Raw genomic sequence first — 14,379 nt, forward strand, 5'->3', positions numbered from 1 at the left:
GGAAGGTACTCGGCCAGCGTCATCAGCGGACCTGCGACGACAGGCAGCAGCGACTCCATGCCCTCGACGGGGATGCCCTGCGACATCTTCTCGAGCATCGCCGACATTGCCGGGAAGCGGCCCACCAGCTCGCCGGCGCGCTCACGCACCTCGGCGGTGAGCTGCTGCTCACGGCTCGCGGCGAGCGACACCGATGCCACCTCGCCGGGCAGGGAGCGCTGGTCGGCGACCGAGAAGGCGCGGATCTGGTCGACCTCGTCACCGAAGAACTCCACCCGCAGCGGGTGATCGGCCGTCGGCGGGAAGACGTCGAGGATGCCACCGCGCACCGCGAACTCGCCCCGGCGCGAGACCATGTCGACGCGCGAGTAGGCGCGCTCGATCAGCTGCTCGACCGCGTCATCGAGCTCGATCCCCCGCCCGCCGACCCGCAGCTCGACCGGTGCCGCGTCGCCCAGATTCGAAGCGAGCGGCTGCAGGGCGGCGCGCACCGAGGCGACCACGACGAGCGGCCTCTCGCCTGTCCAGGTCACGATGCGACGCAGCGCGTCGAGACGCTTGCCGACCGTGTCGGGGCTCGGGCTCAGCCGCTCGTGCGGCAGGGTCTCCCACGCGGGGAAGGTGAGGATCTCGGCGTCCTCCAGATACGCGGCGAGCGCCGCGGCGACCGATTCCGCGCGACGGCCGGTGGGCGCGATGACGAGGGCGGATGCCGGCCTGCCGGCCGACACGCGCTTGCGCAGCAGCCCCGCGATGATCGGGACGTCGAGCCCGTCGACCGCCGAGATCTCGGCATCGGTCTGCGCCCAGGTGAGGGCGTCACGGTACAGGTTCGCCTCTTCCAAGGCGCGCAGAATCCCCGGAACAGTCACCGGATGATTCTAGTCGCGACGATCGGGGTCGGGCTCGCCGACGCCGGGCGCACCGGGATCGCTGGGCAGCGGCAGGTCGCCCCGCCCCCGACGGCTGCGCCGTGTGCCCCGGAAGCCCTCGACCGCGAGCACGGCGAGTGCGACGGCGAGGATGACGTAAACGACGGCGTCTGCGCCCTGCATCCACTCGCCCAGCAGCAGAGCGACGCCGACCAGCAGAACCGGCTCGACGTAGCTGAGCAGGCCGAACACGGGCAGCGGCAGCAGGGTCGCCGCGGCCAGGTACAGCGACATCGCGGCTGCGCTGGCGACACCGATGCCCGCCAGACCCGCGAGCTCGGCGGCGGAGACGGCACCGGGCGCGGCGGTCATGAGGAAGAGCGCGGCCAAGGGCACCATGAGCAGCGACTCGGCGCCGAACACGATCGGCCCGTCGAGGCCGAAGCGCTGTCGCACCACGAAGTAGACCGTGTAGGGCACGCAGATCGCCAGCGTCACCCACGACAGCTGCGGAGTGGCGGCGATCTTCACCACGACGGCGACGGCAGCGAGAGACACGACGAGCCACTGCATCCGGCTCACCCTCGCGCGCAGCAGGAACCGCCCGCCGAGGACGAGGCAGATGGGCAGCAGCAGGTAGCCGAGCGAGGTGTCGAGGGCGTGGCCGTGCATCGGCGCCCACATGAACAGCCAGAGCTGGAAGCCGATGATCGCGGCGAGACCGGCGAGCAGCAGCGGCATCCACCAGCGCGCCCTCAGCCGGCGCACCAGCACGCGCAGCTGCGCGCGGGCCAGGGGATGCAGCAGCGCGAGCGCGTAGCAGGCGAAGGTCACGAGGATCCGCCAGGCGAAGACCACCTCGGCGGATGAGCTGAGCACGCCGGCGAGAAGGAAGATCGCTCCGAAGAGCACCGAGGCGAGCACCGAGGCGAGCACGCCGCGCGGCGAGGTGTGCTGCACCGTCACTTCCGCCTCCGTCTTCCGCGCACCGCCGACCGGTGCTGCACCGCCGTCCAGGATATCGGCGCCGCGGTTCCGGATAACGTTGCCCGATGGACCCCGTCACCCTGCGCACCGAGCGCCTCGTGCTGAGCATCCCGACCGCAGCCGACGTCGACGCGATCACCGCCGCCTGTCAAGACCCCGAGGTGCCCCGCTGGACGACGGTGCCGAGCCCGTACACACGGGAGAACGCGGTCGAGTTCATCGAACTGGTCACCGGGTGGTGGGCCGATGGCATCGAGACTGTGTGGGCGATCCGCAAGAACGGCGTGCTGGCCGGCATGATCGGCCTGCACCGGATCGCCGAGCATCCGCACGGCGGCGACGCCGAGATCGGGTTCTGGGGAGTCGCGCGATTCCGAGGGCAGGGCGTGATGGGCGAGGCAGCGCGAGCCGTGATCGACTTCGCGTTCGGCGAGCTCGGCCTCGCCCGGGTCAGCTGGCGCGCGGTGGTCGGCAATGTCGCGTCGGCCCGCACCGCGCGTTCGCTCGGCTTCCGATACGAGGGGATGCTGCGCCAGGGCCTCACCGGCGCACGCGGCCGCGACGACGGCTGGATCGCCGGCCTGCTGGCATCCGACGACCGGACTCCGGTCGAGTGGCCGGTGCTCTGACGCACGATGCGTGACAGGATGACGGCATGCCCGAGATGCCAGAGGTGCAGGGACTGGTCGGCTTCCTGGCGGAGCGCGCGGTCGGACGCACGCTCACGCGCGCGAGCGTCACGTCGATCGCGGCTCTGAAGACGTTCGATCCGCCGGTCACCGCGCTGCAGGACGCGGTGATCACAGCAGCCGCGCGGCATGGCAAGTTCGTCGATCTCGCCCTCGGTCACAACCTGCATCTGGTGTTCCACCTCGCCAAGGCGGGATGGCTGCGCTGGTACGACGAGCTGCCGACGACTCTCATCAAGCCGGGGCGCAGCCCGATCGCGATGCGCGTGGCGCTCGACGACGGCGGCGGATTCGATCTCACCGAGGCGGGTACGAAGAAGTCGCTGGCAGTCTACGTGGCGCGCGATCCGATGGACGTCCCCGGCATCGCCCGCCTCGGCCCCGATCCGCTCGATCCCGGCTTCACCCGGGATGCCTTCGCAGCGCTGCTCGCCGGGCGCCGCACCCAGATCAAGGGGCTGCTGCGCGACCAGGGGCTCATCGCAGGCATCGGGAACGCGTACAGCGACGAGATCCTGCACGCCGCGAAGATGTCGCCGTACGCTCCGGCGGCGAACCTCGACGATGCCGACATCGACCGGCTGTACGACGCCATGCAGCAGACTCTTTGCGAGGCGATCGACGAGGCGGCAGGCAAGCCACCAGCGGATCTGAAGGACGCCAAGCGCCGAGGCATGCAGGTGCACGCCCGGCGCGGAGAGGCGTGCCCAGTCTGCGGCGACACGGTCCGGAGCGTGTTCTTCGCCGACAGGTCGCTGGAGTACTGCCCGACGTGCCAGACCGGAGGCAAGGTGCTCGCCGACCGGCGGCTCTCGCGTCTGCTGAAGTGAGCGTCAGCGCTCGGGCGGGGCGAGCACCGACGCGCGCTCGATGAAGCGGGTCTGCAGCGTGTGCAGACCCGTCGCGCTCTGCTCACCGTCGATCGCGGCGAAGAGCACCTCAGCCGCCTTCGACCCGAGTGCGAGCGTGGGCTGCTCGATCATGGTCAGCGGGGGCTCCATGACGGCCGCCCAGGAGCTGTCGTCGAAGCCGATCAGCGATACATCGGCGCCGATCCGCAGTCTCAGGGAGCGCAGAGCCCGCAGGGCGCCGGTCACGGCATCGTTCTCGGTGCAGAACAGGGCCGTCGGGGGATCTTCGAGCGACAGCATCCGCTCCACTTCCTCCTGCGCGTGCTGCTCGACCTTCGGGCCGACCGTCACGAGGTCGGCGTCGAACGCGATCCCGGCGTCGTCGAGGGCATCGAGGTAGCCCTGCAGTCGCTCCCCGTCGGTCCATAGATTGCGCGCGGCCTCGTCGATGAGCTCGCGCCGTCGTCGAGGCCGCTCAGCCACCGGGGGCCCCCAGACGAATCCGATCCGCCGGTGGCCGGTCTCGAGCAGCCGCTCGACGGCCTCCCGTGCGGCGGCTCTGTTGTCGATCACGACGGAGGCCAGATCGAGCCCAGGCACGGCGCGGTCGACGAGCACCACCGGGACGCCGTGCGCCCTGGCCTGCTCTATGTGTCCGGCCGATGCGGACGAGAGCGCAGCAGACGCCAGCACGATTCCGTCGACCCGCTTGTCGATCAGCACGTTGACCGCGGCGATCTCCTCATCGAGATCCTCATGGGTGCTGAGCACGATGGTGTCGAAGCCGCGCGCCCTGGACGCGTCGGAGATGCCGCGCACGACGCCGCCGAAGAACGGGTTGGCGATGTCGGCGACGATCACGCCGAGCGTCTGGGTCACACCCGTCGACATGCTGCGCGCGAGTGCGTTGGCACGATAGCCGATGCGCTCGGCGGCCTCGAGGACACGTTCGCGCACCTCCGGGCTCACATAGCCGTAGCCGCCCAGTGTTCGCGCGGCCGCGGACCGGCTGACGCCGGCGGCCCCGGCGACCTCGGACAGAGTGGGTGGAACGGAGCGCTCCGAGGCCATCACCCTCGCCCCCTTCTGCGTCACAGGTTCACCACATGCTAGCCGCGACAGGCTCGCCGCTCGGGCGTCCCCCGCCGAAAGCGCCTTCGACGAGGCACTGATCTCGGGCTGCCTCCGCTCCCGCCTCCAGCGCGGCGCGCAGGTCGGACGGCGAGGGAGCGACGTCGCGTCGCCACCCGCTCCGGTGCAGCGTCACGAGGACCCCGGCGAGGAAAGCGTCGCCGCATCCCATCGTGTCCACGATGGCACGGTCGTCGAGGAGCTTCGCCGGCGCGGAGCAGCGCACCCGCCCGTCAGTCGCGAGCGCATCGTCGGTGCCCCGGGTGGCGACCGCCAGGTGCGCACCCCGACGGATCGCATCGTCGAGCACGGCGTAGGCCTCCGCATCGTCGAGACCCGAGCACGAGATCAGCAGCAGATCGGTGAAGGGCGCGACGCGATCGACATAGGACGGTGCACGGAACTCGGCCTCGCTGGAGAGGTCGAAGCTGACCAGCACATCGTGCCTGCGCAGCGATGGCAGCTGCGACTCGGTGCGGGAGTACACGCTCGAGTGGACGACATCGAAGCCGGCCGCGTACTGCTCGCGCCCGTCGGTCAGGTCGATCGGCTGGCGCACGGTGACACCACCGCCGTTCCAGCCGAGGAACACACGGTCGCCGTCGACGACCTGCAGCGACGACACCCCCGACTCTCCGTCGCGCACGACCGAACGGCCCGTCGGCACCCCCGCCCCCTCGATCGCGCCGCGGAGGAATCCGGCCAGATCATCGCTGCCGAACACCCCGAGATACTCGGCGTGGGCTCCGAGGCGATGTGCGTACACGGCGACATTGACCGCGTTGCCGCCGGGGTAGTCGACCCCGCGGTCGATGAAGCGGTCGACGATGTTGTCGCCGAAGCCCAGTACGCGCATCTCCTCGTCACCCTCCGACTTCGTCACCGGCGATCAGTAGTCCATGACTCGGTAGTAGCGGCGCAGATCGAGCGAGTGCTCGCGCACGCGCTCGAGGTGCTTGCTCACCCGGCCCATTACGGTGTCGAGCACAATGGGGGCGATGAGCGCGCGGTTCTCGGGGCTGAATCCCTCGAGCGCGTAGTCGCGGGTGTCGAACACCGAGACGTCCTTCGAGATGCGCTTTGCGAAGGCCTCCGCCCGATCGGTGAGCGGCCGCGTGCGATCCTCACCCTGGAAGATGATGACCGACGTGTCCTCCTCGAGAAGCTCCAGAGAACCGTGGAAGAACTCCGCGCTGTGCACGCGGGTCGTGCGCAGCCACTGCATCTCCTCGAGAATGCACATCGAGTAGAGGTAGGTGAACGACCACAGCGGTCCTCCGCCAATGAGGAAGTAGTAGTCCGTGTCCTTGTGCGCCTCTGCGAAGGCTGCGGCCTGCGCCTCAGCCTGCTCGGCTGCGGCGACGAGGGCGTCGGGGAGGTTCACGAGCTCATCGGCGAGCGACGTGTAGCCGTCGAACTCTCCGCGCCGCTCCAGGAGCCGGCCGATGAGGAGCAGCAGCTGCATATCGAAGGGCCAGGTCTTCGGCTCCGAGACGAGGGCGTGGTCGACGCCGGTCGCGATCGGCGACTCAGCCTGACCCGTGAAGGAGATCGTCGTCGCACCGAACTGCTTCACGTACTCGATCGCGCGCACCACGTCTTCGGTGGTCCCCGTGACCGAGGTGAAGACGGCAGCGGTGCGTTCGCCGAGCAGGGCGTCACCCGCCACGACGAGTTCGGCGGCGATCGCCGCACGGACGGGAAGTGTCGAGCGCTCGCGAGCGAGCAACTCGTACGGCCACATCTGGCTGTAAGTGCCGCCAGCACCGACGAGCAGCACATTGTCGATTCCCTGGGCGAGGAGCTGATCGACCAGCTCCTCGATCTGCGGGCGAAGCGCGACCGCAGAGGCGGTCTGCGTCCGGAAGGCGGTCTCGTCGAAGCCGAGCATGGTCGATCCTCTCTCGGGCGATGGGTCGCCCTGTGGGTATGTGGTACCGGTGTCAGATTGCGATCATGCTGGCACAGCCTCGGCAGACTCGTCAACAATCCTCTTAATACCCAGCAGGTAACTACTTCGTTGCTTGCGATCAGAAATCCACACTGGTACCGGTGTCACAATTTCGCTACACTCGCACGACAAGCACGCACCGAAGTTCCAACGACGGATCGGTGCCCGCGACGCCGCGGGACGACATCCGCCCACCCAGAGAGGCAGACATGCGCCCGACCCGCTCCGTTCCGATCGCCGCCGTTGTCACGGCATCCGCACTCGTCCTCGCCGGCTGCGCCGGCAGTCCCGCTGCCGCTCCCGCGGCAGATGTCGCCGCAGACCCGGTTTACGATGGCACGCTCACCGTCCTCACGAAATTCGGCGGGGCGCCGCTCGAGGACTACTTCGAGGACATCGCCGCCGCCTACGAGAAGAAGCATCCTGATGTCGACGTCGAGCTGATCCAGGAGACGGATCAGTCCATCAAGGACAAGACCAAGACCCTCACGGCCTCACAGGCCCTCCCCGACATCTACTTCACGTGGACGGGCGACTGGGCCGAGAACTTCATCAGCGGCGGCCTCGCGGCGGACCTCACCGAGCTCATCGCTCCCGGAACCGAGTGGGGAGACCGGTTCGGTGAGGCATCGCTCTCGGCCTTCGAGTCCGACGGCAAGTACTACGGCATCCCGCTCTACAACAACGGCAAGTTCATGGGCTACAACAAGAGCGCGTTCGCCGACGCCGGCGTCGAGGTGCCCACCACGTTCGACGAGCTCATCGAGACGTGCGCGCCCCTGCGAGCCGCGGGCTACGAGCCGATCGCATTCGGGAACAAGGACGGCTGGCCGGCTCTGCACTACCTGCAGCAGCTGTTCGCCTACAACGTGCCCAGCGACACCCTGCATGCGGACTTCGACCCTGAGACCGCAGCCTGGGACCACCCCGGGTACGAGGCGTCGCTGACGCAGTTCCAGACGCTGGTGAACGACTGCACCGACAGCGGAAAGGGCACCAACGGCGTGCTCTACACGACCGCGCAGGAGGCGCTCGCGGGCGGCCGTGCGGCGATGTACTACCAGGAGATCCTCGAGTTCGACACCGTGACCGCCGAGGGCGCGACGCTCACCACCGACGACTTCGGCATCTTCCCGCTCCCCGTCCCGGACGACGCCGACGGGGATCCGCAGGCGATCGAAGGAGCCCCCGAGGGCTACCTCATCAACGCCAGGTCGCCTCGCGCGGCCCTCGCCGCCGACTTCATGAAGTTCGTGACCGAGCCGGAGCACGCGGCGACGCTGTCGTCGCTGCCGTACGGCCAGCCCAGCACCGTCGTGGGCGCCGTCACGGAGCAGAACTCGAGCAAGGCCGTCTACGAGGGCATCGACCGCGTCAACCAAGCGTCGCAGCTGGTCGCATGGCTGGACACCGTCACGGTGCCCGAGGTCGCCGATGCCTGGCTCGCCGGCGGCGAAGCTCTCATCAGCGGCAGCGCCACCCCCGAGGAGGTGCTGGACAGTGTCCGGGCCGCGAACGACGGCGCCAAGTGACGTCCAGTCGGGGGCAGGCTTCGGCCTGCCCCCGACCGTCACGGAGGTGATCACCACCGCAGGCTCCCGCCCTCGCATCGGCCGCAGCGCCCGGGGCCTCGGCAGGATCGCCGGCCTCGCGTGGGTGGTTCCCGCGCTGGTCGTGCTCGTCGTTTTCGTGTACCTGCCGCTCGCGCAGAACTTCGCATTCTCGGTGCAGAAGTGGGACATCTACTCCGGTGCATCCGAATTCGTCGGACTCGAGAACTACGAGAAGCTCTTCGCCGACCCGGTGTTCTGGTCCGCCCTGCGCAACAACGTCCTCTATTCGCTGCTGTCGATCGTCTTCCAGGTGGGCGCGGCGCTTGTGCTCGCCGCACTGATCGAGAGTCTTCGCAGCATCCGCTGGCGCAAAGTCCTCCGCGCCATCTATTTCGTGCCCTCCGCGATCTCGCTCACAGTCGCCGGCCTGCTCTTCTACTTCATCTACGAGCCGAAGCTCGGCATGCTCAACCATCTTCTCGGCGCGCTCGGTCTCGGCGGCCTCGCCCAGCCGTGGCTCGGGCAGGAGTCCACCGCGATGGTCGCCATCATCGCCATGAGCCAGTGGCAGGGCTTCGGCTACTCGACGCTGCTGTTCGCCGTGGCGATTCAGCGCATCCCCGCCGAGCTGTACGAAGCAGCGTCTCTGGACGGCATCGGACCGATCCGGCGCTTCTTCCATGTGACGGTCCCGCTGGTCCGGGAGATGAGCGGCCTCATGATCATCGTCACGATCTCCGGAGCCTTCCAGGTGTTCAACGAGGTCATGGTCATGACCAGCGGGGGCCCCAACAACTCGACGCAGGTGCTCGCGACCTGGCTCTACCGCAGCGGATTCGTGCACAACGACTTCGGGTACGCGGCCGCCATCGCCACGGTGATCTTCGTGGTCACGCTCCTGATCGCCCTCGGCCAGCTCTGGTACACGCGACGCAGAAGGGTGGAGTTCTGATGGCACGAATCGGATTCCTGACCGCCGTAGGACGCCTCTTCGCCTGGTCGTTCCTTCTCGCTCTCGCCGTGGTCGTCGTCTATCCGCTGCTGTGGATGGTCCTGAACGGCTTCAAGACCAACGCCGAGCTGTTCGGCGACCCGTTCGCTCTGCCACTGCAGCTGAACTGGCACAACTACGCCGACGCATGGAATCGCGGAGTGAGCGACTACCTCACGGCGAGTGTGCTGGTCACGGTCACCTCCACGATCGCGACGGTATTCATCAGCGCCTGGGCCGCATACGGTCTGACTCGCGTGCGGATGCCGTTCGGACGCCTCGTATCGGGTGTCATCCTCGGCGGGCTCATGCTCGCCCCTGCCGTGGCGCTTGTCCCTCTCGTGCGGATGTTCCAGGCGATGGGGCTGTACAACACGTTCTGGGCGCTGCTGATCCTGTACACGGCGTTCCGGATCCCGTTCACGACCTTCCTCATCCGGGCGTACATGATCGACCTGCCGCGCGAGGTCGACGAGGCTGCGGAGATGGACGGCGCGAGCCGCTGGACGACGTTCTGGCGGATCACCCTGCCGATGTGCAAGCCGATCATCATCTCCACGATCATCCTGCACGTGCTGTTCGCGTGGAACGAGTATCTCTTCGCGATGGTGTTGACGAGCGGAACGACGGTGCAGACGCTGCCTGTCGGCCTGACGAGCCTCATGAGCAAGCACGGCACGGACTATCCCGTGGTCTTCGCCGGCATGGTGGTCGCGGCCCTGCCCGTCATCGTGCTGTTCTTCGCCAGCCAGCGCTACTTCATCAAGGGGCTGTCGGAGGGGATCGGCAAATGACCCCGCTGATAGAGCGGGTCGCGGGCTCGAACTTCGCGTACCAGCACCTCACGCTGGATCACTGCCTGGACGACCTCGCTGAGCTCGGCCGTGACCGCATGGAGCTCTGGGGCATCGCCCCGCACGCGCACGTGCCGTGGATGATGGATGCCGAGGCTCGCGGCATCCGTCGGTCGGCGGCGTCGCGCGGATTGTCGATCGCATGCTTCACGCCCGAACAGGTCGCCTACCCGGTCAACATTGCCTCTCCGGACGCACGTCTTCGCGAAGCGAGCCTCGCGACGTTCCTGCGCGCTGCTGAGCTCGCCGCCGAGCTGGGCGCGGGCATGCTGTTTCTCACCAGCGGTCGCGGCGGGGAGCACGAGCCGAGAGAGGCAGGCTGGGCCCGGTCGGTCGATGCTCTGGGCGAGATCGCGGTGCGCGCCGCCGAACTCGGTGTGGACTGCGTGCTCGAGCCGCTGCAGCGCACCGAGTCGAATCTGGTCACGACGGCTGCGGACGCGGCCCGGATGCTCAGCGAGGTGGCGGCCCCGAACCTCGGCGTCGCTCTCGACACCGTCGCGGCCGCCGTCGCAGGTGACACGGTCGACGAGTACTTCGCGCGGCTGGGCGATCAGGTGCGCCACGTTCACCTCGTCGACGGCTCTCCCACCGGTCATCTGGCGTGGGGAGACGGGAACCTGCCGCTCGCGGATCTCGTGGGTTCCCTCGCGCGGCACGGCTACGACGGACTGGCGACCGTGGAGCTCTTCGGCGACGGCGGTTACGCTCTCGATCCGCGTCCTGCCCTGGAGCGGTCGCTTCACGCGATCGCCGAGACCTGCGGTGATGCCCGCTCCGGAATGAAATCCGCTCGTCCACGTTGACTAGACTCAGAGCATCAACGTGCTCCGGGGTCGGTGTGAATCCGAACCGGCGGTGACAGTCCGCGAACGCCTGGCGACAGGCGCCGATCCGGTGGAAATCCGGTACCGACGGTGATGCGAGCATCCGCTCGCTAGTCCGGAAGAGAGGCAGCACGTGGCGTACGCGTGCGCTGCAGACCCCGGGAACCCAGAGAAGGATGACCGATGGCTGTGACCGAGGCTGAGCGCGACGCCATGCATCGCGCCCTCGCGCTCGCGGCGAACGGGCCGCGGGGACTGAACCCGCAGGTGGGCGCCGTCATCCTCTCCCCCGCAGGCACCGTGCTGGCCGAGGGCTGGCACCGCGGCGCGGGCACCCCGCACGCCGAGGTCGACGCGCTCTCGAAGCTCGCCCCGGGAGAGGCATCCGGTGCGACCGCCGTCGTCACGCTCGAGCCGTGCAACCACACCGGACGCACCGGCCCGTGCGCGCAGGCGCTGATCGATGCGGGCGTCAGCCGCGTCGTCTACGCCACGGGCGATCCGGGAGACGTCTCCAGCGGCGGCGCGGACCGACTGCGCGCAGCGGGTGTCGAGGTGGTCGCGGGTGAGCAGGCGGATGCCTCTCGCCGGCTCATCGCCGATTGGCTGACCGTGCAGCGGCTGGGTCGCCCGCACGTCACCGTGAAGTGGGCGCAGAGCCTGGACGGCAGGGCCGCGGCATCCGACGGCACCAGCCAGTGGATCACCGGCCCCGACGCCCGCGCCGACGTGCACCGTCGCCGAGCCCGGGCCGACGCGATCGTGGCGGGCACCGGAACAGTGCTCGCCGACGACCCCGCACTCACCGCCCGCGACGGTGACGCCCTGTACCCGCACCAGCCGGTTCCTGTGGTGATCGGCTCGCGCGCCACCCCCGCCGACGCCGCCGTGCACCGGCACCCGAACGCCCCGCTGTTCTACGACACAAGAGACCTGTCGGCCGTGCTCGCCGATCTGCGCGACCGCGGTGTGCAGCGCGTCTTCGTCGAGGGCGGACCGACGCTGGCGAGCGCGTTCATCGCCGCCGGCGTCGCCGACACCGTGCTGGCCTACATCGCGCCGATGCTGCTCGGCGGCGAACGGCTCGCACTCACCGACATCGGCGTCGCCTCGATCGGCGACGCCCTCCACCTGCAGGTGGAGCAGTGGCTGCCCCTCGGCGCCGACCTGCTCGCCATCGCACACCCCGCCACGGCCCCCGTCGCGGGAGAGGACGCCCTGGTCGCCACCGCACATCCCGCCACGGCCCCCGTCGCGGGACAGGAAGGAAGCTGATGTTCACCGGAATCATCGAGGAGATCGGCGAGATCGCCGCGATCTCGGCATCGGGCGACGGATGGCGGCTCACCGTGCACGCGCCGAAGGCCGCGGCCGATGCCGTGCACGGCGAGTCCATCGCCGTCAGCGGTGTGTGCCTCACCGTCGTCGGCTCGACCGAGACGACCTTCGACGCCGACGTCATGAAGCAGACCCTCGACGTGTCGGCTCTGGGCGCCGTGCAGGTCGGCACCCGGGTGAACATCGAGAAGGCGATGCCGGTCGGCGCGCGCCTGGGCGGCCACATCGTGCAGGGCCACGTCGACGGCGTTGGCACCGTGCTCGAGGTCAGGCCCGGTGCCCAGTGGCGCGTGCTGCGCATCAGCCTGCCCGCCGAGCTCGCCCCGCTCGTGGTCGACAAGGGCTCGATCAGTGTCGCGGGCACCTCGCTCACGGTGAGTGCCGTGAGCGCGCCGGGCGCAGTCGTGCAGGACGAGCACTGGTTCGAGGTCTCGCTGATCCCCGAGACGCTCGACGCCACCATCCTCGGCACGCTCGAGCCCGGCGACATCGTCAACCTCGAGACCGACATCCTCGCCCGTCATGTCGAGCGCCTGCTCGCGTTCCGCTCCGCCCCGGAAGGAGGCTCGCGATGAGCCTTTCCCCTCTCTCCGACGCCCTCGACGCGCTGCGCGCCGGCAAGCCGATCATCGTCGCCGACGACGAGAACCGCGAGAACGAGGGTGACATCATCATCTCCGCCGAACTCGCGACGGCCGAGACGATGGCCTGGATGGTGCGCTGGACGTCTGGCCTCATCTGCGCCCCGCTGCCGGCCGACCTCGCCGACCAGCTGAACCTGCCCCCCATGGTCGAGACGAACGAAGACGCCCGCACGACGGCGTACACGGTGAGTGTCGACGCGGCCGAGGGCGTCACGACGGGCATCAGCGCGCACGACCGGGCGCTGACCCTGAACGTGCTGGCGAACCCGGCGTCGACCCCGACCAGCCTGATCCGTCCTGGCCACATCCTGCCGCTGCGCGCCGTCGACGGCGGCGTGCGCGAACGCGGCGGTCACACCGAGGCGGCGGTCGAGCTGATGCGGCTCGCGGGCCTGCAGCCGGTCGGAGCGATCGCCGAGGTGGTGGCCGACGACGGCAGCATGATGCGCCTGCCGGCGCTGCTCGAGCTCGGCGCGCGTGAGGGGGTGCCGGTGATCACCATCGAGCAGCTCATCGCTCATCTGAACGAGGTCGACCCGCGCGACGAGGCCGACTGCCTCGCGCGCAGATCCGGCCGCCGGGTCAGCCTGCGCGCCGACGCCAACGTGCCGACAGACCACGGCACCTTCCGCTTCCTCGCGTACAAGGACCGCATCAGCGGCACCGACCACATCGCGGTCGTCTCGGGCACGCCCGGCGAGACGGCGCTGGTGCGCGTGCACTCCGAGTGCCTCACCGGCGAGGCGTTCGCGTCTCAGAAGTGCGAGTGCGGCCCGCAGCTACAGGCGGCTCTCGACCGCATCGACGAGGAGGGCGGCGTGGTCATCTACATGCGCGGCCACGAGGGGCGCGGCATCGGGCTGATCAACAAGCTGCGCGCATACGCGCTGCAGGAGGAGGGCCTCGACACGGTCGATGCCAACCTCGCCCTCGGTCTGCCCGCCGACGCGCGCGAATACGCCGCGGCCGCCGGCATCCTCACCGATCTCGGCATCTCGAAGGTGCGCCTGCTCACCAACAACACCGACAAGGTCGAGAAGCTGCAGGCCCTCGGGCTCGACGTGATCGAGCAGGTGCCGCTGATCGTCGGCGTCGGCCCCAACAACCACCAGTACCTCGAGACCAAGCGCGATCGCATGGGTCACATCATCGGCGCGGACGAGCTCGCCCACGCCCTCGGAAAGGACGACGCATGAGCGGCGCAGGAGCCCCCACCCCGAACACCCCGGTCGACGGCAGCGGTCTGCGCGTCGTCGTGATCGCGGGAACCTGGCACGAGACGATCTCGAACGGCCTCATCGCCGGCGCGCAGCGCGTGCTCGACGAGGCGGGTGCCGCGCACACGCTGGTGCGCGTGCCCGGGTCGTTCGAGCTGGCCGTCGCCGCTCAGGCGGCTTTCGCCGGCGGGGCGGATGCCGTGGTCGCGCTCGGCGTGATCATCCGCGGTGGCACGCCGCACTTCGAGTACGTGTCCTCGGCGACGACCGACGGGCTCAGCAGGGTCGCCCTGGATGCCGGCAAGCCGGTCGGCTTCGGCGTGCTCACCCTCGACGACGAGCAGCAGGGTCTCGACCGTGCGGGCCTTTCGGGCTCGAAGGAGGACAAGGGCGCCGAGGCCGCGGACGCGGCGCTGCGCACCGCGCTGGTCGTCCGCGCGCTGCGCGTCTGACCGCCGCGGGCAGACCGGCTAG

The 14,379-nt window shown here is 69.3% G+C and carries 14 protein-coding genes and 1 pseudogene; 10 read left to right on the forward strand and 5 right to left on the reverse strand.

The window, feature by feature from the left end:
- Positions 1–872 (reverse strand): annotated as a pseudogene (locus tag BFN01_RS11685) (transcription-repair coupling factor); the annotation flags it as partial.
- 9 nt (positions 873–881) lie between these two features.
- Complete coding sequence (gene rarD / locus BFN01_RS11690; protein ID WP_071644529.1) at positions 882–1,838, reverse strand: EamA family transporter RarD; 957 nt, start codon at positions 1,836–1,838, stop codon at positions 882–884.
- 86 nt (positions 1,839–1,924) lie between these two features.
- On the opposite strand from rarD, the gene BFN01_RS11695 reads away from it, so the two are divergent.
- Positions 1,925–2,488 (forward strand): GNAT family N-acetyltransferase, encoded by a 564-nt coding sequence (locus tag BFN01_RS11695; protein WP_071644530.1) that lies wholly within the window; start codon positions 1,925–1,927, stop codon positions 2,486–2,488.
- Between the two features lie 26 nt (positions 2,489–2,514).
- The gene (locus tag BFN01_RS11700; protein ID WP_071644531.1) at positions 2,515–3,378 is read left to right on the forward strand and encodes an Fpg/Nei family DNA glycosylase; all 864 of its coding nucleotides are present in this window, start codon (positions 2,515–2,517) and stop codon (positions 3,376–3,378) included.
- 3 nt (positions 3,379–3,381) lie between these two features.
- Here BFN01_RS11700 and BFN01_RS11705 read toward each other — a convergent pair whose 3' ends face one another.
- The 3 genes from BFN01_RS11705 to BFN01_RS11715 are packed head-to-tail and all read right to left on the reverse strand — an operon-like array spanning position 3,382 to position 6,421.
- Positions 3,382–4,494: a LacI family DNA-binding transcriptional regulator gene (locus BFN01_RS11705; protein ID WP_256221131.1), complete on the reverse strand. Its 1,113-nt coding sequence runs from the start codon at positions 4,492–4,494 to the stop codon at positions 3,382–3,384.
- Positions 4,495–4,498: 4 nt separating this feature from the next.
- Complete coding sequence (locus BFN01_RS11710; protein ID WP_256221132.1) at positions 4,499–5,413, reverse strand: PfkB family carbohydrate kinase; 915 nt, start codon at positions 5,411–5,413, stop codon at positions 4,499–4,501.
- Between the two features lie 6 nt (positions 5,414–5,419).
- Complete coding sequence (locus tag BFN01_RS11715; protein WP_071644533.1) at positions 5,420–6,421, reverse strand: SIS domain-containing protein; 1,002 nt, start codon at positions 6,419–6,421, stop codon at positions 5,420–5,422.
- A 269-nt stretch (positions 6,422–6,690) separates the two neighbouring features.
- Between BFN01_RS11715 and BFN01_RS11720 the strand changes: the two genes are divergently transcribed.
- The 8 genes from BFN01_RS11720 (at position 6,691) to ribH (ending at position 14,357) form a co-directional block, all read left to right on the forward strand.
- Positions 6,691–8,013 carry an ABC transporter substrate-binding protein gene (locus tag BFN01_RS11720; RefSeq protein ID WP_071644534.1) on the forward strand — a complete coding sequence of 441 codons (1,323 nt, stop codon included), beginning with the start codon at positions 6,691–6,693 and terminating at the stop codon, positions 8,011–8,013.
- Positions 8,014–8,059: 46 nt separating this feature from the next.
- Positions 8,060–8,986, forward strand: a complete 927-nt coding sequence (locus tag BFN01_RS11725; RefSeq protein ID WP_256221133.1) for a carbohydrate ABC transporter permease — start codon at positions 8,060–8,062, stop codon at positions 8,984–8,986.
- A complete protein-coding gene (locus BFN01_RS11730; RefSeq protein ID WP_143187232.1) occupies positions 8,986–9,819 on the forward strand; it encodes a carbohydrate ABC transporter permease in 834 nt (277 codons plus the stop codon). Before BFN01_RS11725 ends, BFN01_RS11730 begins: the two co-directional genes overlap by 1 nt.
- Complete coding sequence (locus BFN01_RS11735; RefSeq protein ID WP_071644535.1) at positions 9,816–10,685, forward strand: TIM barrel protein; 870 nt, start codon at positions 9,816–9,818, stop codon at positions 10,683–10,685. Before BFN01_RS11730 ends, BFN01_RS11735 begins: the two co-directional genes overlap by 4 nt.
- A 204-nt stretch (positions 10,686–10,889) precedes the next feature.
- A complete protein-coding gene (gene ribD, locus BFN01_RS11740) occupies positions 10,890–11,981 on the forward strand; it encodes a bifunctional diaminohydroxyphosphoribosylaminopyrimidine deaminase/5-amino-6-(5-phosphoribosylamino)uracil reductase RibD (protein WP_071644536.1) in 1,092 nt (363 codons plus the stop codon).
- Complete coding sequence (locus BFN01_RS11745) at positions 11,981–12,619, forward strand: riboflavin synthase (protein WP_071644537.1); 639 nt, start codon at positions 11,981–11,983, stop codon at positions 12,617–12,619. The genes ribD and BFN01_RS11745 overlap by 1 nt, the downstream gene beginning before the upstream one ends.
- Entirely contained in the window at positions 12,616–13,884 is a 1,269-nt protein-coding gene (locus BFN01_RS11750) for a bifunctional 3,4-dihydroxy-2-butanone-4-phosphate synthase/GTP cyclohydrolase II (RefSeq protein WP_071644538.1), read from the forward strand. Before BFN01_RS11745 ends, BFN01_RS11750 begins: the two co-directional genes overlap by 4 nt.
- Complete coding sequence (gene ribH / locus BFN01_RS11755; RefSeq protein WP_071644539.1) at positions 13,881–14,357, forward strand: 6,7-dimethyl-8-ribityllumazine synthase; 477 nt, start codon at positions 13,881–13,883, stop codon at positions 14,355–14,357. The genes BFN01_RS11750 and ribH overlap by 4 nt, the downstream gene beginning before the upstream one ends.
- Positions 14,358–14,379 lie beyond the last annotated feature (22 nt).

The sequence above is a fragment of the Microbacterium sp. AR7-10 genome (assembly GCF_001878835.1).
GTDB lineage: Bacteria > Actinomycetota > Actinomycetes > Actinomycetales > Microbacteriaceae > Microbacterium > Microbacterium commune.